Here is a 25,206-nt window from a genome sequence, read left to right on the forward strand (position 1 = left end):
CTTGAGAGGTAGAGGGGTACCTCGGAGGTACCCCCCACCTCCCGGCCCCTACTTCCCGAGGTGCCGTTCCGCGAACTCCAGCTCCAGCCGGACCTGCTTGATCCGCTCGTCCACGACCAGCGAACCGTGCCCGGCGTCGTACCGGTACACCTCGTGGACGGCGCCCCGCGCCTCCAGGCGGCGTACGTAGTTGTCGACCTGCCGGATGGGGCAGCGCGGGTCGTTGACGCCGGCGGAGATGTAGACGGGCGCCTTCACCTGGTCGACGTACGTGAGGGGCGAGGACGCCTCGTACCTCTCGGGTACCTCCTCCGGGGTACCTCCCAGGAGGGTGCGGTCCATCGCCTTCAGGGCCTCCATCTCGTCGTGATACGCGGTGACGTAGTCCGCGACCGGCACCGCGGCGATGCCCAGCGCCCACGCGTCCGGCTGGGTGCCGAGGCCGAGGAGGGTGAGGTAGCCGCCCCAGGAGCCGCCGGTCAGGACGAGCCGGGCGGGGTCCGCGAGCCCGGAGGAGACGGCCCACTCACGGACCGCGGCGATGTCCTCCAGCTCGATGAGGCCGACGCGGTGCTTGAGCGCGTCGGTCCAGGCCCGGCCGTACCCGGTGGAACCGCGGTAGTTGACGCGGACGACGGCGTACCCGTGGTCGACCCAGGCGGCGGGCGCGGCGGCGAAGGCGTCGCTGTCGTGCCAGGTGGGACCGCCGTGGATGTCGAAGACGGTGGGCAGCGGGCCCCGGGCGCCGGCCGGTTTCTGGACGAGCGCGTGGATACGGCCGCCGGGGCCCTCCACCCACACGTCCTCGACCGGCACCGAGCCCGGTGACCTCATACCTGGGGGGTCGAGTACTACCCCTCCGGAGGTGGACCGCACGACCGGCGGCTCGGCGGCGGAGGACCACAGGTACTCGGCGCTGCCGTCGGGGCGCGCGGAGGCGCCGGAGACGGTGCCGGCGGGGGTGGGGACGCGCTCCAGCTCTCCCCGGGCGAGGTCGTAGCGGAAGAGTTCGCTGCGGGCCTCGTGGCTGTGGGCGATCAGCAGGGAGCCGCCGTCCGGGAACCACTCCGCGTTGACGTCGCCGGGCAGGTCGAGGAGGAGTTCGGTCTGCTCGCCGGAGGCCACGTCCCACACCAGCGGCTCCCAGCGTCCGCGCCGCTGGTGTCCGATGAGCAGCCGGGTGTCCCCGGCGACGGGCGCGAACCCGAGGATCTCCAGGCCGAGTTCTTCCGTGCCGCCGCGCGTGTCGTCGAGTTCGGCGACCGTCGTGCCGTCGAGTCTCAGCACGCGCAGCGCGGAGTGCATGGCGTCGCCGTGCTCGGTGTGCTCGATGGCGATCAGGGTGCCGTCGTGGGACAGGTCGCCGACGCCCGCGGACTCGCGGTGCCGGTAGATCTCCCGGGGTTCCTCCCCCTCACGTACTACGTGGATGGTCGTGCCGTCCTCGTCGGTGGAGCGTCCCACCACGGAGGTACGACCGTCCCTCGCGAGAGCCAGTCCGGCGGGGTAGGAGGGGTCGAGGCCGGGGGTGGCGGGTTCGTCGGCACCGCCCTCGAACGGCTGCCGCCGCCAGACGCCGAACTCGTCACCGTCCTTGTCGTCGAACCACCAGATCCAGGCGCCGTCCGGGGACAGCCTGCCGTCCGTCGTCCCGTTGGCCCGGTCCGTCACCTGCCGCTGCTCACCGCTGACGCGGTCCCAGGCGTACAGCTCGTACGTCCCGGTCGCGTTCGACGTGAACAGCGAGCGGTCCGGGGCGTCCTCCGCCCAGTCGGGCAGGGAGACCCGCGGCGCTCGGAACCGCTTCTCCCACTCGGGCATGGCCTCAGCGTCACTCATATGTCCATCAAACCTGATGGGGAGGGCCGAGCGGACCTTGCCGGACGACGAGACGCGCCGCATCCGTCAGAAAGTGCGGGGTCGGTGAAGGACCGGGGGTGATGCCTCGCGCGTACATCGGAGGTACTAGGGGTGCTGCTCCCTCCTCCGTCCGGCTTCTCCTGCCTCCGGCCGCTTCCTCCCGCCTCTGGCCGTCTCCTCGCACCCCGCCGCCCGCCGTCCGGGCCCCGGCGCGTACGGTTGAAGGCGTGTACCGGTTTCTGCTGACGCCTCGCTGGTGGGGAATCAACGTCTTCGTGCTGCTGGCCATCCCGTTCTGTGTGTTCATGGGGTCGTGGCAGCTGAGCCGGTTCGAGTCGCGGATGGATGATCACCGGGCGCTCGACCGGGCCGCGGAGACGGGGAAGTCGCAGCCCGCGCGGCCGTTGGAGCAGATGCTGCCGGTGGACAAGGCGACCGTGGGAAAGCGGATCACGGCGAGCGGGCGGTACGGGGAGCAGTTGCTCGTGCCGGACCGGGAGGTCGGCGAGAGGCGCGGGTACTACGTGCTCACGCTGCTGCGGACCGACTCCGGGAAGGCCCTGCCAGTGGTACGGGGCTGGCTCCCAGGTAGCGCGGACGCTGCGAAGGCCCCGGCCGCGCCGCGTGGCGAGGTCAGTGTGACCGGCGCGCTTCAGGCGTCGGAGACGCCCGGCGACAACGGCGTCAGCGCCCGCGGCGGACTGCCCGCCGGTCAGGTCGGCGCGATCAGCACCGCCTCACTGGTCAACCTCGTCCCGTACGACCTGTACGACGCGTGGGTGACGCTGGACAGGGGCGACCCAGGTATGAAGACCGTGCCGGCCGAGGCGCCCGCCAACACCGGGCTCGACCTCAAGGCGTTCCAGAACCTCGGTTACACCGGCGAGTGGTTCGTCTTCGCGGGGTTCGTGGTCTTCATGTGGTTCCGGCTGCTGCGGCGCGAGGTGGAGGCGGCCCGGGACGCCGAGCTGGGGCTGGCCCCGGAGGACTCCGACGGCACCGGTGGCGCCGGTGGCTCCGGCGGCCCCGACAACTCCGGTGGCCCCGGCGGCGGTTCAGCGGGGCCCGACGCCCCCGAAGCGCCCTCGTCCGCGTCCCCCGTCGCGTCCGGCACCTCCTGAGGGCCGGGCGGTCGAGCGTCCGGCGTCTCCGAAGGAAGCGCCTCAGGGCTGTGAACCTCCGCTGACGCCCCCGCTCACGACGCCGCCAGCACGCCCGTCCGGTAGATCGTCCCCGCGCACGCGTCCGGCACGGTCGCGGTGACCGAGGGTGAGCCCGCGTCGGCGGTGTAGGTCACCGTCACGCTGCCCGGGTCGGTCGTGGTCGCGTCCTCGCGGATCAGCTGTGGGCTGGTACCCGTAGTACCCGTACTGGTCCCCGTCGTCTGCTCGGAGGGGGACGGGGAGGGTGTCGGGGAGGAACCGGTGTCTCCGCCCGTAGTGCTTCCGCCGGTGCCGCCCCCGTCGCTGGGACAGTCCTCCGACTTCACCCAGGCGAACTTCACGTCGTACGCGGAGCCGGGCGCCAGCGCCAGCTGGGTCACGTAGAGGGAGGGGTCGGGGAGCTGGGCCGCGGCGTCCCCGGCGACATGCTCGGTGACGCTGATCTTCATCGCGTCGGCGGCGCCCTGGGCGCCCGGGTTGAGGGCGACGGCCCCGCCGACGGTACAGCTCGTGGCGGAGACGTTGACGACGCGGAAGGTGCCGTACACCACGCCCGTGGAGTCCGGGCCGTCGACCGACGAGGTGGCCGAGCCGAGCTGGTCGGCGGTGCAGGCGGGGGCGACCGGGCTGAGCGACTGTGAGGGGCCCGCGCCGCTGGAGGCTCCCGGCGTGGGGGTCTCCTTGCCGCCGCCGGTGCCCTTGGAGGCGCCCGAGCTCGTACCCGTAGTACCTCCGGTGGACTCGCCCACCTTGCCCTCGGAGCCCCCGTCGGGGTTCTTGCCCTGGCCGGTGGAGCCGCCGGTCTGCGACGCCTGGCCCGCGACCGCGGGGTTCGCGTCGGTGTCACCGGTGCTGGAGACGGTCATCAGGGCGGGGACGGCCACGCCGGCGAACAGGACCGCGGCCGCCACCCCCACGATCGCCTGCCGCTTGCGCGCCTTGCGGGCGGGGACGGCCCGGCGGAGGTGGTCGAGGGCGCCGTCGCGCGGTGCCATCTCGTGCACCGCCCGGTGCAGCATGCGGCGCAGCTCCAGCTCGTCCGAGTCGAGCCCGTCCGGGCCCTGGTCGTCGAGGTGGTGGTTCACAGTCCTGTTCCCAGCGTGTGGTTGCTTCGGTTCGTTCCCGTACGACGGTCCCGAACCGCCCTTGTCGTACGACAGGTCGCTCTCCCCCAGGGGATCTCCCCGTCCCTCCAGAGGGTTACTACTCCTGTCCGGTTCCCCGCTCACGCCGATGCCTCCATGGCCGTACGCAGCGCCGCGATCCCCCGCGAGCCGTACGCCTTCACGGAGCCCAGGGATATCCCGAGCGCTTCGGCGACCTGCGCCTCGGTCATGTCGGCGAAGTAGCGCAGGACCAGCACCTCGCGCTGGCGGCGCTGGAGGCCCTTCATCGCCTTGATCAGGGAGTCGCGCTCCAGCTGGTCGTAGGCGCCCTCCTCCGCGCTGGCCATGTCCGGCATCGGCTTGGAGAGGAGCTTCAGGCCGAGGATGCGGCGGCGCAGGGCGGAGCGGGAGAGGTTGACGACCGTCTGCCTCAGGTAGGCCAGGGTCTTCTCGGGGTCGCGGACGCGTTTGCGCGCCGAGTGGACGCGGATGAACGCCTCCTGGACGACGTCCTCGCAGGACGCGGTGTCGTCGAGCAGGAGCGCGGCGAGACCCAGGAGGGAGCGGTAGTGCGCCCGGTAGGTCTCGGTGAGGTGGTCGACTGTCGTGCCGGCCGCCACGGTGTCGTCGGCACGCGGGCTGGGGATGCGGGCGGGCCGCGCTGCGGGCATGGGCGCGATCACCGGCAGGCCGCCGGGCGCCCCGCCGGCGCGGGGGCGGGCGGTCCTGCGGGGCGGACGCAGGGCTGTGCCGCGCGCCGCCGCTGTGAAGTCGAGTACCTCAGCCACGCCAGTTGGACACCCGTGCCCCGGAGGAGGTTGTACGTGTCGGCGGTCACTTTTGCCCGCCGGCCCAGCACGCAGGCCCCGTACGACCCGTCATACCCGTACGACCCGTAGTACTCGGGCGCCCCCACAGACACCCCGTAGTACCCGTAGCCCTCGGGCCGCGCGCCCGGCTCCCCGTAATACCCGTAGCCCTCAAGCCGCGCACCCGGCGCCCCGTAGCACCCGTAGTACCCGCGCGCCTCCGACGCCACCGGCACCGGCCTCGTCGCCACCCCCGTCGCCGGAATCGTTTCTCCACCGGCGCTCACGCCGGATCTGCCGAGCCGCGCGGCCGGCCGTCTGCCGGCCCGCGCCCCCTCATCTACCCTCATACGTCCCGCTCTTCCCCTATGTTCCCTATGTCCCATAGGAAGTGTCCCCATACGAAACGGGCGTCCCCACGCCCGTCCACAGGCTTCCGACAGCTACAGCCCGTGGTCACACGCCTGCGCACCCGGAAAGGGTGACCGCAAAGACGCTCCCCGCGCACCGCACGGTTGCGGGGTACGGGGAGAAAAATCTTCGAACGCCGACCCGCCCGGGGACAAGGCGGCACGACCGTCTTCCGGCTCACACTTCTCACACAAATCCTACAAAGCCGTCCGCCCTGGCCAGCGGGTTTTCACTCGGGGCGGGATCCGGCGGAGGAACCGGCGGAGGACGTCCACTCGGCGGCGACCAGTTCCGCGATCTGCGCGGTGTTGAGGGCGGCGCCCTTGCGGAGGTTGTCGCCGCAGACGAAGAGTTCGAGCGCGGTCGGGTCGTCGAGCGCGCGCCGGACCCGGCCGACCCAGGTGGGGTCGGTGCCCACCACGTCCGCCGGGGTGGGGAACTCGCCCGCCGCCGGGTTGTCGAACAGCACGACCCCGGGCGCGGTGGCCAGGATCTCGCGCGCCCCGGCGACGGTGACCTCGTCCTGGAACCGGGCGTGCACGGTCAGGGAGTGCGTGGTGACGACGGGGACGCGGACGCAGGTGACGGCGACCGGCAGCTTCGGCAGCCCGAGGATCTTGCGGGACTCGTCCCGCACCTTGCGCTCCTCCGAGGACCAGCCGTCCTCGGTGAGCGAACCGGCCCACGGGACGACATTCAGCGCGATCGGCGCCGGGAACGGCCCGGTGTCGTCCCCCACGACCCGCCGTACGTCTCCGGGGGTAGTCCCCAGGGCTCCCCCTAGACCCCCTACCCCTCCGGTACCCCCGACGCCTCCCGTACCGGCGGAGCCCAAGGACCCAGGACCCGTACCCGTACCCGTAGTACCTCCGGACGACGCCTCCACCACCTGCGCCAACTGCCGCCGCAGCGTCTCGACGCCCTCCCGGCCCGCCCCGCTCACCGCCTGGTACGACGAGACCACCAGCTCACGCAGACCGAACTCGGCGTGCAGCGCGCCGAGGGCGACGATCATCGACAGCGTCGTGCAGTTCGGGTTGGAGACGATGCCGTGCGGCCGGACCCGGACGGCGTGCGGGTTCACCTCGGGTACGACGAGGGGTACGCCGGGGTCCATCCGGAAGGCCCCGGAGTTGTCGACGACGACCGCGCCCTTGGCGACCGCGACCGGCGCCCAGCGCGCGGCCACCTCGTCGGGGACGTCGAACATCGCGACGTCGACCCCGTCGAACGCCTCCTCCGAAAGAGCTACGACCTCGACCTCCTCGCCGCGCACGGCCAGCTTGCGGCCGGCCGAGCGCGGGGAGGCGACGAGGCGGATCTCGCCCCAGACGTCGGCACGCTGGGAGAGGATCGTGAGCATGACCGAGCCGACGGCCCCGGTCGCTCCCACGACCGCGAGCGTCGGTCGTGCGGTCATCGCCCGGTGCCTCCATAGACGACGGCCTCGTCGCTGTCGGAGTCGAGGCCGAACGCCGAGTGGACGGCGCGGACGGCCTCGTTGACGTCGTCCGCACGGGTGACGACCGAGATGCGGATCTCGGATGTCGAGATCAGCTCGATGTTGACGCCTGCGTCCGAGAGGGCGGTGAAGAAGTCGGCCGTGACGCCCGGGTTGGTCTTCATCCCCGCGCCGACCAGGGAGATCTTGCCGATCTGGTCGTCGTAGCGGAGGGATTCGAAGCCGATTCCCGAGCGGTTCTTCTCCAGCGCGTCGATCGCCTTGCGACCCTCGGACTTGGGGAGCGTGAAGGAGATGTCCGTCAGGCCGGTCGAGGCGGCGGAGACGTTCTGCACGATCATGTCGATGTTGATCTCGGCATCCGAGATCGTCCGGAAGATCGCGGCGGCCTCGCCCGGCTTGTCCGGCACGCCGACGACCGTGATCTTGGCCTCGGAGGTGTCGTGCGCGACACCGGAGATGATGGCCTGCTCCACCTTCTGGTCCCCTTGCTGCTGTGTCTTCGAAGCGAGTGGCTGACTGCTGACCCAGGTGCCCTGCAGCCCGCTGAAGCTGGAGCGGACGTGGATCGGGATGTCATACCTGCGGGCGTACTCCACACACCGGTGGAGCAATACCTTGGAGCCAGACGATGCCAGCTCCAGCATGTCCTGGAAGTGGATCCAGTCGATCTTGCGGGCCTTCTTCACCACGCGCGGGTCGGCGGTGAAGACGCCGTCGACGTCGGTGTAGATCTCGCAGACCTCGGCCTGGAGCGCGGCGGCGAGGGCCACGGCCGTCGTGTCGGAACCACCGCGGCCGAGCGTGGTGATGTCCTTCTTGTCCTGGCTGACGCCCTGGAAACCGGCGACGATCGCGATGTTGCCCTTGTCCAGGGACTCGCGGATGCGGCCGGGCGTGACGTCGATGATCCGGGCTTTGTTGTGGACGGAGTCGGTGATGACGCCTGCCTGGCTGCCGGTGAAGGACTGGGCCTCGTGGCCCAGGTTCTTGATCGCCATCGCCAGCAGGGCCATGGAGATCCGCTCTCCGGCGGTCAGCAGCATGTCGAACTCACGCCCGGCGGGCATCGGAGACACCTGCTCGGCGAGATCGATCAGCTCGTCCGTCGTGTCGCCCATCGCGGAAACGACGACGACCACCTGGTGGCCGTTCTTCTTCGCTTCCACGATCCGCTTGGCGACGCGCTTGATGCCCTCGGCATCGGCTACGGATGAGCCTCCGTACTTCTGCACGACAAGGCCCACGTGCGCTCCTCGCTCAATTAGTCGATTGCACCGGTCAGTCTAACGAGCGTCCGTTTTTCCCCTCCGAGGTATCGCATGGTGAGATGTCCGACACTCGTTTCCGGTCTGGTCCGGGGGAGCTACTACCCAGGTCGTACGGGTTACGCGCGTGAATGCTGTGAATTAAGTTTCAAGCACTAGGGTGCCGCTGTGCGCGTACTTCTGGTGGAAGACGACGAGCCCGTCGCGGAATCCCTGCGGCGCGGGCTGAAGCGGTACGGCTTCGAGGTGGACTGGGTGACGACCGGCGCCGCCGCGCTCGCTCACGCCGACCCCCACGACGTGGTCCTCCTCGACCTCGGCCTGCCCGACACCGACGGGCTCGACGTCTGCAAGGAGCTGCGGGCCCGCAGCGACGTCCCGATCATCGTGATCAGCGCCCGCAGCGACGAGACGGACCGGGTGGTCGGGCTCGAACTCGGCGCCGACGACTACGTCTCCAAGCCGTTCGGGGTGCGTGAGGTCATCGCGCGGATAAGGGCCGTCATGCGGCGCGTCCAGCCCCGGACGCCCGCGGAGGCAGGGCCCGACCGGTACGGCTCCGGCCTCACCGTCGACCGCAAGGCCGCGCGCGTCCGGCTGAACGGGGAGGAGATCTCCCTGGCTCCCAAGGAGTACGACCTGCTCGCCTTCCTCACCGAGGAGCCGGGGGCCCTGATGACCCGCGAGCAGATCATGGAAGCCGTCTGGGACGCGAACTGGTTCGGGCCGACGAAGACGCTGGACGTCCACGTCGCCGCGTTGCGCCGGAAGCTGGCCGGGGCGATCACGATCGAGGCGGTGCGGGGGGTGGGGTTCCGGCTGGAGATCGTGGGGGGTGCGGGTACTACGGGTACTACGGGTGCCCCAGGAGATACGTCCGTATGATCCGGCAGCTCATCCTCAGCTACGTCCTGCTCGTCGCCGTCGCGATCGGCCTGTTCACCCTCCCCGTGGCCTTCACCCTCACCAACCAGCTGCGCGACGACACCGAGCTGTCGGTGAAGCGCGAGGCGACGACGATGGCGGTGCTGCTCAGCAACGGCGACCCCGCGTCGTGCCAGGCACTGACCCAGCTCGCCCGCGCGTACGCCAAGGAGACGAAGGACGACGTCCAGGTCACGGCGACCGCCCAGTGCGCGGCCCCGCTGCCCCGCCCCGACGCCGGCCAGGCCCTGGAGCGCGCGCTGACGCGGGGCAAGGACACCACCGACTGGGGCTCGGACTTCATCTGGGGCGAGGAGCTGACGATCACCGTCCCGGCGAAGGCCGATGACAAGGTCGTCGGCGCCGTGCGCATCGTCTACTCGACCCACGGGATGACCAAACGGCTGTGGAACATCTGGGGGTTCAGGGCCGGGCTCGCCGTCGCCGTACTCGGTGTCGCCGCCGTGATCGGCGCGGTGGTGGCCCGCCGGCTCACCCGCCCGCTGCGTCAACTCAACGATATGGCGACCAAGTTCAGCGACGGCGACCTGACGGCCCGTACCCCTGAGACGGGACCGCAGGAGACCCGGACCCTGGCTCGCACCCTGAATCAGGCGGGCGAGCGGCTCGACACCCTCATCGCTTCGCAGCGCATCTTCGTCGCCGACGCCTCGCACCAACTCCGCACGCCACTCACGGCGTTGAGGCTGTCGCTGGACAACATCGCGGACGGCGTGGACGACGAATTCGTGCGTGAGGACGTGGAACAGGCGACCGCGGAGGTCGTCCGGATGAGCCGTCTGGTCAACGGTCTGCTGGTGCTGGCGCGGGCCGAGGCGAAGGTAACTGCCGCGGAACCGCTGCCACTTGCCGAGATCGTGAACGAACGGCTCGCGGTGTGGAGGCCGGCCGCCGACGAGCGCGGAGTCACCATCGCGCTCATGGGGGGAAGTATCGACGACCGGCCGCTCGTGTTGGCCGCGCCCGGCCATCTCGACCAGGTGCTGGACAACGTGCTCTCCAACGCCCTGGAGGTCTCGCCGGACGGCGGGACCATCACCGTGCGCTGGGATTCGAGCACCGCCCGCTGGGATTCGGGCCAGCGGGCGGTGGTCCTGTCGGTCCTCGACCAGGGACCGGGCATGTCGGACCAGGAGAAGTCGAGGGCGTTCGACCGCTTCTGGCGTGGTCAGGGCCTCACCGGCCGGGGCGGTTCGGGGCTCGGCCTCGCCGTCGTCAAGCAGTTGGTGACGGACGACGGCGGCGCGGTGTCCCTGGCGGACGCCCCCGGCGGCGGGCTCTGTGTCTCGATCAGCCTTCGGGCATCTTCGAGGAGTGGTGGTTGACGATCTTCCAGTCGCCGTCGGCCTGCTTCTCGTACTCGTAGGAGTAGCGGGCCTTGACGACGCTCTTCGCCTTGGTCTTCGGGTCGGTGAGCGTGAACTGGTAAATGCCCGTGTCGATCGCGGAGTTGTTGTCGAGCACGGTCACGATGGTCGTGAGCTTCTTGCCGACGGGCTTGTTGGCGAGGAAGTGCTCGAAGTAGTCGACGATGCCGGCGTGGTCCGTGCGGATCTTGTTGGAGACGGTGGGCAGCAGGACCGCGTTGTCCGCGTAGAGGTCGGCCACCTTCTCCGGATCGCCGGTTCTCAGCGTGGAGTTCCAGGTGTCGAAGAGGCCGGCGATCTGGGTCTTCGTCGCCCTCTTGGACTGCGGCTTGTGCTCGGGGCCGGCGAAGCTGACACCGGCGCCGACCGTACCCGCGACGACCAGCGACGCCGTGCCGATGGCCAGGGCCCGCCTGCTGATGGAACGAGGACGACGGTTCATCACAACTCCAGTGCGTATGAGGGGAGTTCGTTTCCCTCCGGTTCTCCTGTGGAGGAAGTGACTCCAGACTCCCGTCTCACCGGTTAGCGCCCGTGCAGCCGTCGTACAAGGCAGATCCAGGGATGTTCCAATCCTTGCCCCGCCCTTACCGGGCGATGCCGTGCCGGCCGCCGCGGTCACGGACCAGGGAGACGCCGGCGACGAGGTCGTTGAACAGGAACAGGAACCACAGGACGGCGTGGGAGGAGAGCCCGCACCCGGACCTGAGGTGTAGCGGGCTACACCTCAGGGGGAGGATCAGCTCCCCCTGCCTGGGAGTGACGACCTGAGGAGGACCTGGTGGACGATCTGGCGTGGGAGCAGGTACGGCGGCTGGTGGGCTGGCTCGACGAGCACGCGGAACCGGCCGCCGCGGGCGATGTCCGGCTGCTGCGGGTGCTGAAGATCGGCGAGGAGTTCGGCGAGGTCGCCGAGGCGCTGCACGGCGCGCTGGGCGCCAACCCCCGCAAGGGGGCGTCGCACACGTGGGACGACGTGCGTCAGGAGCTGTGCGACGTGATCGTGACGGCGATGGTGGCGCTGGCGACGTGCACGGACGGCGGGGACGGCGGCGACGGTCCCGGCGGGCCGGCGGAGGTGCTGGCGGGCAGGCTGAGGCTGCTGGTGGAGCGGGCGGGGTTGGACGCGCCGCCGGGGGACGGTGTGCGGTGATCCGGCGGGGGCGCGGGGGGCGGTGCGCGTACTCGGGGGGTGTGCGTACGCGGGGGAGGGCGCCGCGAGTACTACGGGTACTACGGGGCGCCCCCAGGCGTACGGGAACTCCCGTAGGGGTTACTTCGGCGTCTTCAGCCCCAGCGGCTCCGCGATCTCCTCCGTCATCACGCGGCCGGCCTCGATCTCCAGCGTCTCGTCACCCATGTCCTGGTCGGTGTCGAGGCCGTCCAGCTCGGCCAGCGGCTGGTCGAGGCGGACGTGGGCGAGGACCGAGTGCAGCGCGCGCAGCGTCGCCGAGGCCGTCGTCCCCCAGTTGGAGAAGTACGAGAACTGCCACCACCACAGCGCCTCGGTCGTACGACCCGCGCGGTAGTGGGCCATGCCGTGGCGCAGGTCGGTGATGACGTCGGCGAGGTCGTCGGAGATCCGGGCCGGTACCGGAGCCTTACGGGGCTCATAGGGGTCGAAGACCTCGGAGTAGACGTCGACCGGCTCCAGGAGGCGGGCCAGGTTCTCGCGGAGTTCGTCGACGTCGGCGTCGGGGCCCGCGTCGGGCTCGTACCGCTCGTCCGGGACGATGTCCTCGTGGGCGCCCAACCGGCCGCCGGCCAGCAGGAGTTGGCTGACCTCCAGGAGGAGGAAGGGGACCGCGGAACCCGGTTCGTCGCCCTTGGCGACCTCGGTGACCGCGACCAGGAAACTCTCCACCTGGTCGGCGATCTGGACCGCGAAGTCGTCCGGGTTCTGGCCGGTCGCGTGCAGCGTGGCGTCGGGCATCGTGACGTCAGACATCTAGGAGTCGTCTCCCCTCGAAGGCGCGGCCGAGGGTCACCTCGTCCGCGTATTCCAGGTCGCCACCCACCGGGAGGCCGCTGGCCAGGCGGGTGACCTTCAGGCCCATGGGCTTGATCATGCGGGCGAGGTACGTCGCTGTCGCCTCGCCCTCCAGGTTCGGGTCCGTGGCCAGGATCAGCTCGTTGACGGTGCCGTCCGCGAGGCGGGCCAGGAGTTCCCTTATCCGCAGGTCGTCGGGGCCGACGCCCTCGATGGGGCTGATCGCGCCGCCGAGCACGTGGTACTTGCCCCGGAACTCGCGCGTGCGCTCGATCGCGACGACGTCCTTCGGCTCCTCGACGACGCAGATCACCGAGGGGTCGCGGCGGGGGTCGCGGCAGATGCCGCACAGCTCTTCCTGCGCGACGTTTCCGCAGGTCGCGCAGAAGCGGACCTTCGCCTTGACCTCCATCAGGGCGTGCGCGAGACGGCGCACATCCGTCGGCTCCGCCTGGAGAATGTGGAAGGCGATCCGCTGCGCGCTCTTGGGACCGACGCCGGGCAGCCGACCCAGCTCGTCGATGAGGTCCTGGACCACGCCTTCGTACACGGACTGCCGTCCTTCCCGGGGTTCCTTCAGTGCGTACGGTAGTTGCCGGATGCCTCTCCCAGAAAGGCGACCGGCGTGAAGAAACCGGTCTGGCCTCGGGAAAGGGGGCCGGGGTTACAGGGTCTACGGGTAGGTATTACGGGGTCTACGGGTAGGGGTTCCCGGGGTCAGAAGGGCAGGCCCGGGATGCCGCCACCGCCCAGGCCCTGGGCCAGCGGGCCGAGCTTCTGCTGCTGGAGGGTCTGCGCGTTCTGGTTGGCCGCCTGCACGGCCGCGACGACCAGGTCGGCAAGGGTCTCCGTGTCCTCCGGGTCCACCGCCTTCGGGTCGATCACCAGGGCCCGCAGCTCGCCGGAGCCGGTGACCGTGGCCTTCACGAGGCCGCCGCCCGCCTGCCCGTCGACCTCCGTGTTCGCCAGTTCCTCCTGCGCCTGCTGGAGGTCCTGCTGCATCTTCTGGGCCTGCTGGAGCAACTGCTGCATGTTGGGCTGGCCACCACCGGGAAACACCATCGGCTCCTGTGTCGTACGACGTCTCGGGCGGGGGTTTCCCGCTCGGCACGAGCCTACGTGGTCTGTGCGGGCGCTGCCCCGGCACTCTTTCGAGTGAGTCTCTTCCACGGCCTATACCTGATCAAGGCCCACTTCCGGGCGTAAAAGCGGCGAAACCTTCCTCTTCGCCACCCATTGGGAGGTAGGAAGTGTCAGACGCACCGACGGACACGTCCGGGTGCCACACGGGGTGCCGTCCGGCGGTATACGCGGGGCGGCGCTGCGGGGTGGCTCTGCGGGGTGGCTCTCGGGTAGTGCCCCTCGCGGGGTGGCTCTGGGGAGGTGGCTCCGGGGAGGTGACTCTCGGGGTGCGGCTCTCGGGGTGGCTCTGAAGCGGTAGCCCTCGGGGGGTCGCTCCCGAGGCGTAGCCCCTGAAGGCCGGCCCTGGAGTGTGGCTCCCGGGGTGTACCCCCTGAGGGTTCACCCGGTGTGTCAGGTCAGGCAGTGGGAACGGGGTTCAGGAGGGAGTGCCGGGTGGGTCAGCAGCCGGAGATGCAGCCCGAGGGTCCGCCTCAGGACGGACGGGACGAGGGGGCGGCCGGGCTGCGGCCGGGCGATCTCACCGGGCGGATGTTCCCGCACGGCGACTGGGGCGAGCCCGCGGTGCGGCTCGACGAGCTGTACCGGTGGGTGGAGCAGGGGGCGCTGGAGACGGCGGCCTGGTACCTCGCCGACCGGGGGTGGAAGCGGCGCGGGGCGCGGATCCTGCGGGGCGCCGCGGCGGGCGGTGCCGTGATCGGCGCCGCGCTGCCGCTGCTCGACCTCGCCGGCCTGTTGCGGGGCGCCTCCCCGTGGGGGTACCTCGCGCTGCTGATCGCCGTGTCCTGCGTCGCCGTCGACCGGTCCTTCGGGCTGACCTCGGGGTGGATGCGGGACGTCGCCACCGCGCAGGCCGTCCAGCGCCGGCTCCAGATCCTCCAGTTCGACTGGGCCTCGGAGAGCGTCCGCGAGGTGCTGGGCCCCGCCGAGGGGACGGCCGGTGAGGCGGCCGAACGGTGCCTGGGCGTGCTGCGCCGCTTCTCGGAGGACGTCACGGATCTGGTGCGTACGGAGACGGCGGACTGGATGATCGAGTTCCGGACGTCGTCCACGTCCCTCGCGCTCCAGACCACCGCACCCACAGTCCCGCGCCAGGAGCCTCCCGGCCCGCACCAGGGGCGTTTCTCCCCTCCGCCGGTGAACGGGACGCGTCCGAACATGCCGAGGCAGAGGCCGCCGGAGCCGCGGTGAGGGGCGGGGCGGTGAGGGGCGGGCCGGGGCGGGGCGTCATACGGCACCTGCACCCCGTACGACCACCTCACCCCCGTACGGCGACCTCGCCCTCGTCCTCCTCCTCGTCCCGTCCACCCCGTACCCCTCCTGCCGTACGTCCCGTAGTACCCGTACGTCCCGTAGCCCCCGTACGCCCCGTAGTCCCCGTGATACCCGTAGTACCCCCTGGGCCCCCTTCCGGCAGGCGTAGTACGGCCTCCGCGCCGCCCTCCGGGTGGTTGCGGAAGGTCAGGCGGGCGCCGAGGAGGCGGGTCTGCCCCGCGGCGATGCTGAGGCCGAGGCCCGTCCCGGCGGACGCGCACCCGGTGCGGAAACGTTGCGGCCCCGAGGTGGTGAGGACGGCGAGGGCGTCGAGCGGGAAGCCGGGCCCGTGGTCGCGGACGCGGACGACGGGGCCGTCGCCGCAGCGGTCGACGTCGACGGTGACCGGGGCCGCGCCGTGGCGCAGCGCGTTGGTGACGAGGTTGGTGAGGACCCGTTCCACCCGGCGCGGGTCGGTCTCCACGAGCGTGTCCGCGACGATCCGCACCGCGACCCCTTCGAGCCCGGCGACCGCACGCCGCGCCATCGCGCTGACCTGCCGGAACTCGGTCTCGACGACCGCGCAGTCGGCGTCGAGGCGGGCGATCTCCAGGACGTCCTCGACGAGCCCGTGCAGCTTGCGCACCCCGCCCGCGACGAGGTCGCCGGCGGGTCCCGGCGGCAGCAGGCAGACCGCGGTGACCATGGCGGCGACCGGCGTGCGCAGCTCGTGCGCGATGTCGGCGGTGACGCGCCGCTCGGCTTCGAGGCGGGCGGCGAGCGCGTCGGCCATCGCGTTCATGGACCCGGCGAGCCGGGCGATCTCGTCGCGGCCGTGGGGGCGGACGCGGGCGTCGAGGTCGCCGTGGGCGATACGTTCCGCCGTCCGGGCGGCGGCCGTGGCGCGCCGGCCCATGCGTACGCCGAGGGCGAGGCCGAGCAGCGCGACGGTGCCGGTCGCGGCGGCGCCGGTGGTGGTGAGCGTCCGGTCCAGTTCGCCGAGCGCGTGCGCCTCGCGGTCGTAGGGGCGGGACAGCGCGAGGACGGTGCGGTCCGAGACGCGGGTCGCCGCCCACAGCACGGGGTGCGTACCGCTCTGGAGGTAGGTCGCACGTACCCCCCTGCCCATGAGGCGGGTCAGCGGCGCGGGCAGGTCGGGCGGGTCGAGGCGGGCGGCGGACTCGCGTCCGGCGGCGTGGTCGTAGGCGGCGGCGACCAGTTGGCGGTCGAGGTCGGCGCGGGCGGTGGCGAGCTGGTCGGCGGCGGTGATGCGGTGGACCAGCACTCCGACGGCTCCGGCGACCCAGAGGGCCGCGACGGCGACGGCCAGCGCCACCTTCGTACCGAGGTTCATGGGTATCCCCTAGGGGCGTTCCTCAGGGCACCCCTGGGGGCGCGGCGTGTAAGGGGCACCCCTAGGGGCGCAGCTTGTAGCCGAAGCCGCGGACCGTCTCGATGCGGTCGCGGCCGATCTTGGCGCGCAGCCGCCGGATGTGGACGTCGACGACGCGGGTGTCACCGCTCCAGGCGTAGTCCCAGACCCTCTCCAGGAGGAGGTCGCGGGTGAGGACCGTGCCGGGGGAGGCGGTGAACTCCTGGAGGAGGCGGAGTTCGGTGGTGGTGAGCGCGAGGGGCCGGCCGGCGCGGTGCGCGGTCAGGGTGACGGGGCAGAAGTCCAGGTCGCCGAAGCTCAGGCGGGCTGCGCGGGGGGCCGTGGGGGCGGCGCGGCGCAGGAGGCAGCGGACGCGGGCGGCGAGGACCAGGCCGTCGAAGGGCTTCGTGACGTAGTCGTCGGCCCCGGCCTCCAGGCCCATCACGACGTCGACGGGGTCGTTGCGGGCGGATATCAGCAGCACCGGTACGCGGGACTCGGCGCGGATGCGGCCGGCGAGGCTGACCCCGTTGAGGCCGGGGAGCATGATGTCCAGGACCGCGACGTCGGGTCTGCGCTCGCGGAAGAGGTCGAGGCCGGTCGTGCCGTCGGCGGCGGTCCGTACGGCGTAGCCGCTCGACTCCAGGGCGAGGCGGGTGGCCTCCCGGATCATCTCGTCGTCCTCTACCAGCAGGACCTCGTGCATCGGTGTTCTCCTGGGGTGGGGGTCTGCTGAGGGGTGGGGGTCTAGGGGTATGACAGGGGCGCGGCGGCCCTCATGCCTTCGGGACCCTGAGTCGTACGGGTCCTACGTCCAGGGCCCAGCCGGGGGCGGGCGGGTGGTCGGGGGTGAGGACGGCGTGGCTGTAGTACGCGGCGTACTCGCGTTTGACGAGGCCGGTGAGGACGAGGCCGGCCGGGAAGGACGGGGAGTCGCCGTGGGGGCAGCCGGAGACGCAGGCGAAGTCGACGACGAGGCCGGTCGCGACGGCACGGGGCGTACCCCAGCCGTGCCACTTCAGGCCGTACAGGGTGGTGACGTCGGTGAGGTCCACCACGTCGGGGCTCTGCCGGGGGATCGAGCGCGCGTCGTCGATGTAGACCGGCCCCGACCAGGGGATCGCGGACGGCGCCGGGCCCTCGACCCGGGCGCCGCCGGGGAGCCCGCCGCATCCCGTCAGCGCGAGGGCGAGCAGCACGGCCGTCGCGGGTCCGGCATGTCTCATGCCGCTCTCCTTTCCGCAGCCTTCGGCCGTGTTCGGCCGTCTTCATGGGGAGGGCACCACTTTGACCCGCTCTCGGTAAACGCCAAATGTCCGGATATTAAGGATCGAGCAAAGCGTGGAAACGCTCCCACGGCCGCGTAACAGCCGGACGACTTTTCCGACCGCCGGCTGTGACACGGCCGCCGGACCGTTGTCACGCCCCGCTGGTTCCTTGAGCCGCACCGGGGCCGACGGCCTCGGGTGAACTCCGGAACGAGTCGAGGAGCACGAGGTGTCGACCTCCCCTGCCCCGGTGTCCGCGCCCGACGCGGCACACCGTAAGAAGTCCCGGCTGCGCGGCCGCCGGGCCCTGACCGTCGCGGGCGTCCTGCTCGCCCTCGTCGGCGGCGCGGCCGGCACGGCGATCGCGCAGCCGCCGCCCGGCGCCTGCCGCCAGTGGTGCAACAACCCGCCGGGCGGCACCCCGACGATCACGAACCAGGAGTGGGACGACGCCGAACAGGCCGCCGACTTCTGGGCGAACCACCAGGTCGATCCCCATTTCACCTGGGGCGTGGGCCGGTTGAACGACGCGAACGGCCACGGGTGGCCCGGCCAGGCGCAGGGCGGTCGCTGGTTCGACTTCTGGGACAGCGCCGCGCACGCGTGGCGGAACATCTACTACGGCGGCACGTTCAACGACCGCGGCGGCGACCTCGCGGCGTTCGAGCAGCAGGCCCGCCACGAACCGTCGTCCCGCGCCTTCTCAACCGGCAACGGGCGTACGGCTCCTTACGTCGAGTACGACATCGACGAGCACACCTCGACCCGTTCGCAGGACCGCGGTCTGCGGCGCATCATCCGCAATCCGCTGACCGGGAACGTCTTCGCGACCTGGGACCACTACCAAACGTTTGCTTGGCTGGGCAAGTACTGACCGGCACTCCGGGGGCGCGGCACCGGCCGCGCCCCCTCCCTTCAACTACCGAGGCAGGTACGTCACTTGAGCAGCACGCCGATCCTGATCCACCCCCTGTCCGAGGCTCCGGGCTCCGCGCGGGAAGTGAGCGGGACGCGCAGCCGCACCCGCCAGGACCTGTTCACCGAGTGGTCCGCCGGACTCGCCTTCCCCGCCCATTTCGGCCGCAACTGGGACGCGTTCACCGACTGCCTGCGCGACATCGTGCCGGTCGCGGTCATCGTCCGGGACGCCGCCGACCTCCTCGCCGACGCCCCGCCGCACGAACTCGCCGTCCTGCTCGACGTGTTGGCCGAGTCCGGTGGCGTCCGTCTCTTTCTCGACGACACCCCGGACCGCCTGGCCTCGCTGAACACACGCCTGTCGACGACGAGTTGAGCCCGACCGGCTACGACTGGGGCGAGGGGAACGCCACCGGCCCCCGCAAACCGGCCCGGTTGACGGCCCGTACCCCGAAGAAGACGTTGTCCTTCGACAGGTCCACCTCGTACGAGGTCACGTCGCCGGCGTCGACGAGGTGCGTCCACTCAGGCGCCGTCGTCTCCCGCCAGACGACCTCGTAGCCGGCGAGGTCGGGTTCCGTGCCCCGACTCCACACCAGGCGTGTCGAGTTGGTGAGCGCCGAGGTCACGATCCGCGCCCCGCGCGGGGCGCCCGGCGCCTGTGCCAGCGTCCACAGGGCGGCGGCGTTGACCCGCGCGACGCGCGTGGTGAAGCCGAAGTCGCAGAACTCGGGGAGGTCCCCGAACTGCCGCCCGTCCTCGACGCGTACGTCCTGGTGCTGGTGGGCGAAGTCCTCGGCGGGCTCGGTGAACCGCAGCGCGGGGTAGCCGTTCTCCAGGAAGGGGATGTGGTCGCCGCCCCGCAGATAGCGGTCGCGGCGGTAGATCACCCGGACGCGCATCCCGGTGGCGTCGTTGTCGGCAACGTCCCTGACGAACCGGGCGAGTTGGCGGGTCTCGGAGTCGTTCTCGCCGCCCACCGACCGGCGGACGGCCGCCTGTTCGGGCGTCTCCGAGGTGGGCACGCCTTCCGCGAACAGCCTGATGGTGTGCGGGTCGCGGGTCCCGTCGTCGGCGGTCGAGCTGCCGACGATGTCGTTGGTGAACATCGCCCGGACGTCCGCCCCAGTGTCCTTCAACTGCCGTGCCAGGTAACGCGATCCGTACAGCCCCTGCTCCTCCCCCGCGACCGCCGCGAACACGATCGTCGACGCCGGGCGCCGTCGCGCGAACACCCGCGCCAGTTCCAGGACGACGGCCACGCCGGACGCGTCGTCGTCCGCGCCCGGGGCGTCGGACACGGCGTCCATGACGTCGCTGACGCGCGAGTCGTAGTGCCCGGAGATCACGTGCACCCGCTCGGGCGTGACCGAACCCCGCAGGGTGGCAAGGACGTTGGTGATCCGGGTGGGGGCGGGGATCCTGGGCGCCGGTTCCTGGACGTACGACTGGAGCTCGACCGTCATCCTGCCGCCCGACTCCGCCGCGTACGACTGGAGTCGGTCCCTCAGCCAGTCGCGCGCGGCGCCGATACCGCGGGCCGGGTCGTCCTGGACGGAGAGGGTGTGGCGGGTGCCGAAGGAGACGAGGGTGCGGACGGTCTCCTCGATGCGGCTCTGGTCCAACTCCTTGAGGATGGCGCGGAGTTCGCGGCTCGGGGGCTGGGTGGTCGCGGGGCGGGGAGTGCCGGTCGAGCGGGCGGCCGCGTGTGCCTCCGCGGCTTCGGCGGTGGCGGTGTCTGTGGCCGTGGTGCCCAGGGTGGCGGCGGTGGCCGCGGTCGCGGTGAGGACGGTGCGCCGGGTGGGGGTGGGGGGCATGGCTCCTCCTGGGGCGGGGTTCCGTCGATGCTCCTGGAGTCGCCGGGGAGCGGCAAGAGGGCCCGAAGACAGGGGAGTTGGCGGGCGTGCGGTGAAGGGCCTTCGGGTCAGGGCGAGTTGGGGTCCAGGCCGGTGTCCGCGCACAGTCGGAGGCCCTGCGGGCTCCAGCAGGGCAGGTGGCCGTGGGAGCGGATCGTCGTCTGGCCCTTGCCCCGGACCAGGTAGGACAGGAAGCTCGCGGCGAGGGAGTCGGCGGGCGGGCTGCCGTGGGTGTAGGCGTACTCGATCTCGCGGTACGGGTAGGCGCTGGTGCCCTGTTCGATGGCCTTGACGTCCGGCGGGTCGCCGTCGAGGTCGAGGGGGTGCAGGCCCTTCGCGCGCCCCGCGAGGTTCAGCTCGCTGTAGCCGATCGCGCCGGGGATCACCCTGACCGACGCCAACACCTGCTGTGTGGAGTCGAGTTCGCAGCGGATGAAGCGGGCCGACGGGTAGTCCTTGTGGGCGCAGTCGGTGGAGGTGTTCGCCAACTCGCCCTGGCCCAGCACCCGTCGCTGGAACACCTGCCGGGTACCGGAGTTGGCGTCCCGGCTGACCATCCGCACCGGCAGGTCGGGGCCGCCCAGCTCACGCCAGTTGGTGACCTCGCCCCGGTAGAGGCGCCGCACGGAGTCGGTGGACAGGTTCGCGATCGTCACGCCGTCGTTGACGACCAGCGCGAACGCCGAGATCGCCACCCGGTGCTCGACGAGCGCGTCCATGCCCGCCGGCCGGGGGCCGTCGGAGAGCACGACGAGGGACGGGGCATCCTCGCCCCGGCGGGCACCGGCCGCCTGGAGTTCGCGCAGGCCGGCGGTCGAGCCGTGGGCGTCCACCTCGATCGTCGCGCCCTCGCAGTCCTGCTCGAACCGCTCGGCGACGGCCTTCACCACCGGCGCGAAGGCCGTCGAGCCGCTGACGGTGAGCCGGCCATGCGCGCACTCGACCGGCGGCGGGGTGTCGTCACGGACCACGACGATCGCGGCCAGCGTCACCACGCAGACCGTCAGCAGCACCGAGATCGCCCGCGCCGCCCGGCTGAACAGCGGGGGTACGTCGTCCGGGGTAGCACTCCGGTTGGGGTGCACCTCCCCCTCACGTATGCCGCCGTACAGGCGGATGGGGCTGCCGACGTCGCCGCCCGAGAGCAGGACGAGCAGCTTGAAGTGGTCGCCCCGGTTCAGCGGGACGCGTGGGACGCGCAGGGTGTGGCCGTCGTAGCCGAAGCCCCGCTCCACGGTGAAGTGGTCCATCAGGTGGTCGGTGTCGGTCGGCTGGGTGACCGTGACGCCCTTGACCGTGCGGTCGGTGAACACCGCTGTCAGGCCGTGGACTTCGGGCGAGGTGTAGTCGTCGCGGTCGATGCCCTGCGAGCCGTCGTTCTCGATGCGCAGCAGGACCAGCGTCGCGTCGGCCATGTCCGGGGTCTCCTCGAAGAGGCCCAGCCGTCTGTTGGCGCGGCCCGAACGGGCGTCGTCACCAATGGGGTTGTCCATCTGCACGCGGTAGCCGATGCGCCTGCGGCGCGGCACCCTGCGCTCGTACCAGACCATCACCCCGGAGGCGACGATGCCGACCATGGCCGTCCCCACGGCCACCGCGTTCTCCGCGTTCAGCCACTCCACTGGGCTCCCCCGCCACCGCCGACCGCTCGATCGTGGGGTCACGGTACGTGCGCGCCGGGGGCGTACGCCCGGACAAAGCGGACCAACTCCCGTGTGTTCCCCGGACGTTCACCTCTTGGTGTAAGTCAGCTGCTCGCCGGTGGAGCTGTTGACCCGCTGGAGGGTGCCGTCGGGCAGGAGGGTCACCTCGGTCGCCGCGCCCGGTGTGCAGGAGGAGAGGGGGCGGCCGGTGGTGACCCGGGACGGGCCGTAGGTGAGCGGGCCGCTCTCCGTGGCCGGCCGGCGGGTGAGTGTGGCCGTGAACTCGCAGTGGTAGCCGGGGCCTTCGGCGACCAGCGTGAGCGCGGCGGCGCCCGGATCGCCCTGCGCGATGACGAGTTCGCGGGTGTTGGCGCCGTTCGCGCTGTCGATCCTGGCGGTCCAGCTGCCCAAGTAGGCGGCGGGGACGGCGCCTTCGCCCTCCGGCGTCGCCGAATCGGAGGGCTGCGGGGTGGGCGGGGCCGGCTGCGGCGCGTTCTTCGTGACCGTCGGGGAGGCGTCGGGGGTCTTCGCCTCGGGGGTGCCGTCGCCGTTCAGCAGCGCGTACACGGAGGAGCCGGCCGCGATGGCGACGACCAGGGCCACGACGATGAGGAGGGCGGTGGTGCGGTTGTTGCGGCGGGGGGCGGGGTCCTCCGGGGGGTACGGGGAGTGGGGGTGGGAGGTGTACGGGGCGTAGGGGGTGGGGTTGTACGGGGAGGGGGACGGGTGCGGGTGGGTGGGGGGCGGGTTGTAGGGGCCGGGGGTACCCGTAGTACCTGCGGCGGCCATGGGGTGGGGGTGGGGAGTGCCTGGCGCGCCGGGGTACGGGGGCCTCGGGGGATACCCGTAGGACGTGGGGGCTACGGGTGAGGGATACCCGTGAGCCACCGCTGTCGGGCCCGGCGCGGGGTCGTGGCCGGCCGACGCGGGGTCATGGCCGGTCGGCGCTGGTCGTACGGGATACCCGTAGCCCTCCTCCCCCTGCGGCGCGGGCTGCGGGTGCTGCTGGGCGTGGCCGTACGCGGGGTGGGCCGGTGCGGCGGCGACGGGACCGGCGGCGGACGACGGGGTCCGGACCGGACCGGCGTTCCGGTCGGCGAACGGACCGCCCGGTCCGCCCTCGCCGCCCCGGGGGCCGGAGTGTTCGGGCACCGCCTCGGCGGCGGCGTCGTCCTCGCCCGGTCCCTCGATGTCGAGCAACCGCACGGCGTGGCGCCCGAGTTGGGCCACCAGGCCGCTCGGCAGCCAGGGGTCGCGGGACCGGCCGTCGGAGACGGTGTCCTCGGCGCCGATGCCTTCGAGGACGGCGCCCAGGGAGGGCCGGGCGGCGGGATCCTTGCGCAGGCAGGCGAGGACGAGGTCGGCGATCCCCTCGGGAACGCCCGCGAGGTCGGGGTCGTCCTCGGCGATACGGAACATGAGCGCGTGCACCCCGCTGTCGGCGTTGCCGAACGGCAGCGACCCGGTGGCGGCGTACGCGAGCACCGAGCCGAGGCAGAACACGTCGCACGCGGGAGTGATCCGGTCGCCCCTGACCTGCTCGGGCGCCATGAAACCCGGAGACCCGACCATCGCACCCGTAAGGGTCAGCTCAGGGGTGTCGCCCTCCAGCGCGCGGGCGATGCCGAAGTCGATGACGCGGGGCCCGTCGATGGTGACCATGACGTTGGACGGCTTGAGGTCGCGGTGCACGATGCCGGCCGCGTGGATGTCCTGGAGCGCGTGCGCGAGCCCGGCGGCGAGGATGCGGACGGACCGCTCGGGCAGCGGGCCGTGGTCCTGGCCGACGACCTGTTGCAGGCTCGGTCCCGCGACGTACCCGGTGGCGACCCAGGGCATGCCGGCCTCGGTGTCGGCGTCCAGGACGGGCGCGGTCCAGTGGCCGCCGACCCGCCGGGCGGCGGCGACCTCCTGGCGGAACCGCTCCCGGAACTCCTCGCGGGTGGCGAGCTCGGAGCGGACGAGTTTCACGGCGACGGTGCGGCCCCGGTCCGACCTGGCGAGATAGACGTGGCCCATGCCGCCGCCACCCAGGCGCGCGACCAGCTGGTACTCCCCGGTCCGCCCCCGGAGCCGGAACCCCGGCGGGATCCCCATCGGGTCACCCTCGCCCAGCTTCTCCATCGCCGCCGCCCGCCTTCCCCCCCGCACACGTGAACGGGCCGAGGATAATCGGGCGATACCAGGAGTCGTACGGTGCGGGGTCGACGGTTCCGTAACAGGGGGCGGCCCGGGGAGTGGCCGGGGGCGGTGGCTGGACCCGTAGTACCCCCGAGGGCGGGTCGGGGATACGCGTAGTACTTCCGCTGGTACTTCCGCCGACGCCCTCACCTCTCCACGAAGAACCCGAGGTCTTCCGGTCCCGGCCGCAGCAGCCCGTCGCGGACGGCGAGGGCGGTGGCCTCGGCCCGGGACGCGGCGCCGGTCTTGCGGAGCACGTGTTCGACGTGGGTGTGCACGGTCCTCGGCGAGAGGAACAGCGCCTGCGCGATGGCCCGGTTGGTCTGCCCCGTAGCCGCCCGGGTCAGGACCTCCACCTCGCGCGGGCTCAGCCCGAACGGCGGCTCGGTGGGCATCTCGTGCACGAGGACGCCGTCCGGTGCGGGCCGCCGGTGCAGTGTGACCCGGTACCAGGTCCCGCCGTCCGCCCACAGCAGACGCAGCCGACGTCCGCCCGTACCGGCGAAGTCCCGTACGAGGGCGGCGAGTTCGGGGTCGTCCAGAGTCCGGGCGGGGGCACGGCCGGGCAGGCTGATCACTCCGCCTGCCGTGACGAGGCTCGCCGCGCCGTGCTCCGGCAGGTCGTGGACGTCGCCGGCGAGCGGGTCGGTGAGCGCGGCGAGGGCCGGCATGACGGCGGCGAGCAGGAGCCGGTTCGGGGTGCCGTACGCGTCGGCGCTCTCCGTGTTGAGGTGGATCATCCCGACCAGCCGCCCTCGATGCCGCAGCGCCCCGGTGACGCCGTCGCGGAAGCCGGCCGGGCGGACGCGCTCGGCGTAGAACCGGCCGTGCCGGAAGCGTCCGCCCAACGTCCCGGCCTCCTCGGCGTCTTCGCAGATCGAGGGCGGCAACTCGCCCCGTACGACGTTGCGGTACCACGGCGTCGTGACGAACTCGGCGGCCAGGGAATGCGATTCGCGGGCGGTGTAGCCGACACCGGCGACCTGGACGTGGGTGCCGGTCAGTGGGTCGAGCGCGAGGAGGGTCGCGGCGTCGAACGGAAGGGTGCGGGCGAGTTCGCCGAGCGCCTGGTCACGGGCGAGGGCCTGGTCACGTTCCCGGGTGAGCATGCCGATCCGGGTGGCCGCCGCCAGTTGGTGGTGACTGAACACGCGCGCCTCCCGGAGTGCGGACTTCCGTCCGGTGCACGGCAG

The 25,206-nt window shown here is 71.9% G+C and carries 24 protein-coding genes; 7 read left to right on the forward strand and 17 right to left on the reverse strand.

The features are described from left to right. Positions 1–48: 48 nt before the first annotated feature. Positions 49–1,839, reverse strand: a complete 1,791-nt coding sequence (locus tag IAG44_RS18235) for a S9 family peptidase (RefSeq protein WP_246561829.1) — start codon at positions 1,837–1,839, stop codon at positions 49–51. A gap of 248 nt (positions 1,840–2,087) precedes the next feature. Between IAG44_RS18235 and IAG44_RS18240 the strand changes: the two genes are divergently transcribed. Further along, complete coding sequence (locus IAG44_RS18240; protein WP_187748160.1) at positions 2,088–2,981, forward strand: SURF1 family protein; 894 nt, start codon at positions 2,088–2,090, stop codon at positions 2,979–2,981. A gap of 74 nt (positions 2,982–3,055) precedes the next feature. On the opposite strand, the gene IAG44_RS18245 is transcribed toward IAG44_RS18240, so the two are convergent. The 5 genes from IAG44_RS18245 to IAG44_RS18265 all read right to left on the reverse strand — a co-directional run bounded on the left by IAG44_RS18245 (position 3,056) and on the right by IAG44_RS18265 (position 8,058). After that, positions 3,056–4,108, reverse strand: a complete 1,053-nt coding sequence (locus IAG44_RS18245) for a hypothetical protein (RefSeq protein ID WP_187748161.1) — start codon at positions 4,106–4,108, stop codon at positions 3,056–3,058. Between the two features lie 140 nt (positions 4,109–4,248). Further along, complete coding sequence (locus tag IAG44_RS18250; protein ID WP_425508527.1) at positions 4,249–4,818, reverse strand: SigE family RNA polymerase sigma factor; 570 nt, start codon at positions 4,816–4,818, stop codon at positions 4,249–4,251. Then, positions 4,809–5,288, reverse strand: coding sequence for a hypothetical protein (locus IAG44_RS18255; protein ID WP_187748163.1), 480 nt, complete (start codon positions 5,286–5,288; stop codon positions 4,809–4,811). Before IAG44_RS18255 ends, IAG44_RS18250 begins: the two co-directional genes overlap by 10 nt. A 290-nt stretch (positions 5,289–5,578) precedes the next feature. Next, positions 5,579–6,769 (reverse strand): aspartate-semialdehyde dehydrogenase, encoded by a 1,191-nt coding sequence (locus IAG44_RS18260; RefSeq protein WP_187748164.1) that lies wholly within the window; start codon positions 6,767–6,769, stop codon positions 5,579–5,581. Next, the gene (locus IAG44_RS18265) at positions 6,766–8,058 is read right to left on the reverse strand and encodes an aspartate kinase (protein WP_187748165.1); all 1,293 of its coding nucleotides are present in this window, start codon (positions 8,056–8,058) and stop codon (positions 6,766–6,768) included. Before IAG44_RS18265 ends, IAG44_RS18260 begins: the two co-directional genes overlap by 4 nt. 189 nt (positions 8,059–8,247) lie before the next feature. Here IAG44_RS18265 and IAG44_RS18270 point away from each other — a divergent pair, with 189 nt between their 5' ends. Together IAG44_RS18270 and IAG44_RS18275 are read left to right on the forward strand one after the other, a co-directional pair. Beyond that, the gene (locus IAG44_RS18270) at positions 8,248–8,964 is read left to right on the forward strand and encodes a response regulator transcription factor (RefSeq protein ID WP_187748166.1); all 717 of its coding nucleotides are present in this window, start codon (positions 8,248–8,250) and stop codon (positions 8,962–8,964) included. After that, positions 8,961–10,349: a HAMP domain-containing sensor histidine kinase gene (locus tag IAG44_RS18275; protein WP_187748167.1), complete on the forward strand. Its 1,389-nt coding sequence runs from the start codon at positions 8,961–8,963 to the stop codon at positions 10,347–10,349. The genes IAG44_RS18270 and IAG44_RS18275 overlap by 4 nt, the downstream gene beginning before the upstream one ends. Here the strand turns inward: IAG44_RS18275 and IAG44_RS18280 are convergent. Beyond that, positions 10,315–10,833, reverse strand: coding sequence for an SgcJ/EcaC family oxidoreductase (locus tag IAG44_RS18280; RefSeq protein ID WP_187748168.1), 519 nt, complete (start codon positions 10,831–10,833; stop codon positions 10,315–10,317). The two genes, IAG44_RS18275 and IAG44_RS18280, sit on opposite strands and share 35 nt — an antisense overlap. Before the next feature lie 339 nt (positions 10,834–11,172). Between IAG44_RS18280 and IAG44_RS18285 the strand changes: the two genes are divergently transcribed. Beyond that, complete coding sequence (locus tag IAG44_RS18285) at positions 11,173–11,544, forward strand: MazG-like family protein (protein WP_187748169.1); 372 nt, start codon at positions 11,173–11,175, stop codon at positions 11,542–11,544. Between the two features lie 120 nt (positions 11,545–11,664). Here the strand turns inward: IAG44_RS18285 and IAG44_RS18290 are convergent, their stop codons facing one another. The 3 genes from IAG44_RS18290 to IAG44_RS18300 all read right to left on the reverse strand — a co-directional run bounded on the left by IAG44_RS18290 (position 11,665) and on the right by IAG44_RS18300 (position 13,440). After that, positions 11,665–12,324 carry a DUF5063 domain-containing protein gene (locus IAG44_RS18290; RefSeq protein ID WP_187752747.1) on the reverse strand — a complete coding sequence of 220 codons (660 nt, stop codon included), beginning with the start codon at positions 12,322–12,324 and terminating at the stop codon, positions 11,665–11,667. Between the two features lie 7 nt (positions 12,325–12,331). After that, entirely contained in the window at positions 12,332–12,931 is a 600-nt protein-coding gene (gene recR, locus IAG44_RS18295; RefSeq protein WP_187748170.1) for a recombination mediator RecR, read from the reverse strand. Between the two features lie 167 nt (positions 12,932–13,098). Further along, positions 13,099–13,440 carry a YbaB/EbfC family nucleoid-associated protein gene (locus tag IAG44_RS18300; protein ID WP_187752748.1) on the reverse strand — a complete coding sequence of 114 codons (342 nt, stop codon included), beginning with the start codon at positions 13,438–13,440 and terminating at the stop codon, positions 13,099–13,101. Between the two features lie 534 nt (positions 13,441–13,974). On the opposite strand from IAG44_RS18300, the gene IAG44_RS18305 reads away from it, so the two are divergent. Further along, complete coding sequence (locus tag IAG44_RS18305) at positions 13,975–14,712, forward strand: SLATT domain-containing protein (RefSeq protein WP_425508528.1); 738 nt, start codon at positions 13,975–13,977, stop codon at positions 14,710–14,712. A gap of 67 nt (positions 14,713–14,779) precedes the next feature. On the opposite strand, the gene IAG44_RS18310 is transcribed toward IAG44_RS18305, so the two are convergent. The 3 genes from IAG44_RS18310 to IAG44_RS18320 all read right to left on the reverse strand — a co-directional run bounded on the left by IAG44_RS18310 (position 14,780) and on the right by IAG44_RS18320 (position 17,373). Continuing rightward, positions 14,780–16,129 carry a sensor histidine kinase gene (locus IAG44_RS18310; protein ID WP_187748172.1) on the reverse strand — a complete coding sequence of 450 codons (1,350 nt, stop codon included), beginning with the start codon at positions 16,127–16,129 and terminating at the stop codon, positions 14,780–14,782. Positions 16,130–16,190: 61 nt separating this feature from the next. Then, the gene (locus IAG44_RS18315) at positions 16,191–16,853 is read right to left on the reverse strand and encodes a response regulator transcription factor (protein ID WP_187748173.1); all 663 of its coding nucleotides are present in this window, start codon (positions 16,851–16,853) and stop codon (positions 16,191–16,193) included. 70 nt (positions 16,854–16,923) lie between these two features. Continuing rightward, complete coding sequence (locus IAG44_RS18320) at positions 16,924–17,373, reverse strand: hypothetical protein (protein ID WP_187748174.1); 450 nt, start codon at positions 17,371–17,373, stop codon at positions 16,924–16,926. A gap of 271 nt (positions 17,374–17,644) precedes the next feature. On the opposite strand from IAG44_RS18320, the gene IAG44_RS18325 reads away from it, so the two are divergent. Continuing rightward, positions 17,645–18,289, forward strand: a complete 645-nt coding sequence (locus tag IAG44_RS18325) for a ribonuclease domain-containing protein (RefSeq protein ID WP_187748175.1) — start codon at positions 17,645–17,647, stop codon at positions 18,287–18,289. A gap of 66 nt (positions 18,290–18,355) precedes the next feature. Next, complete coding sequence (locus tag IAG44_RS18330; protein ID WP_187748176.1) at positions 18,356–18,709, forward strand: barstar family protein; 354 nt, start codon at positions 18,356–18,358, stop codon at positions 18,707–18,709. A gap of 10 nt (positions 18,710–18,719) precedes the next feature. Here the strand turns inward: IAG44_RS18330 and IAG44_RS18335 are convergent, their stop codons facing one another. The 4 genes from IAG44_RS18335 to IAG44_RS18350 form a co-directional block, all read right to left on the reverse strand. Continuing rightward, positions 18,720–20,150: a M20/M25/M40 family metallo-hydrolase gene (locus IAG44_RS18335; RefSeq protein WP_187748177.1), complete on the reverse strand. Its 1,431-nt coding sequence runs from the start codon at positions 20,148–20,150 to the stop codon at positions 18,720–18,722. A gap of 107 nt (positions 20,151–20,257) precedes the next feature. Then, entirely contained in the window at positions 20,258–21,811 is a 1,554-nt protein-coding gene (locus IAG44_RS18340; RefSeq protein ID WP_187748178.1) for a substrate-binding domain-containing protein, read from the reverse strand. A gap of 108 nt (positions 21,812–21,919) precedes the next feature. Next, positions 21,920–23,956, reverse strand: coding sequence for a serine/threonine-protein kinase (locus tag IAG44_RS18345; RefSeq protein WP_187748179.1), 2,037 nt, complete (start codon positions 23,954–23,956; stop codon positions 21,920–21,922). Positions 23,957–24,159: 203 nt separating this feature from the next. Beyond that, entirely contained in the window at positions 24,160–25,164 is a 1,005-nt protein-coding gene (locus IAG44_RS18350) for a helix-turn-helix transcriptional regulator (protein WP_187748180.1), read from the reverse strand. Positions 25,165–25,206: the final 42 nt, after the last annotated feature.

The sequence above is a fragment of the Streptomyces roseirectus genome, assembly GCF_014489635.1.
GTDB lineage: Bacteria > Actinomycetota > Actinomycetes > Streptomycetales > Streptomycetaceae > Streptomyces > Streptomyces roseirectus.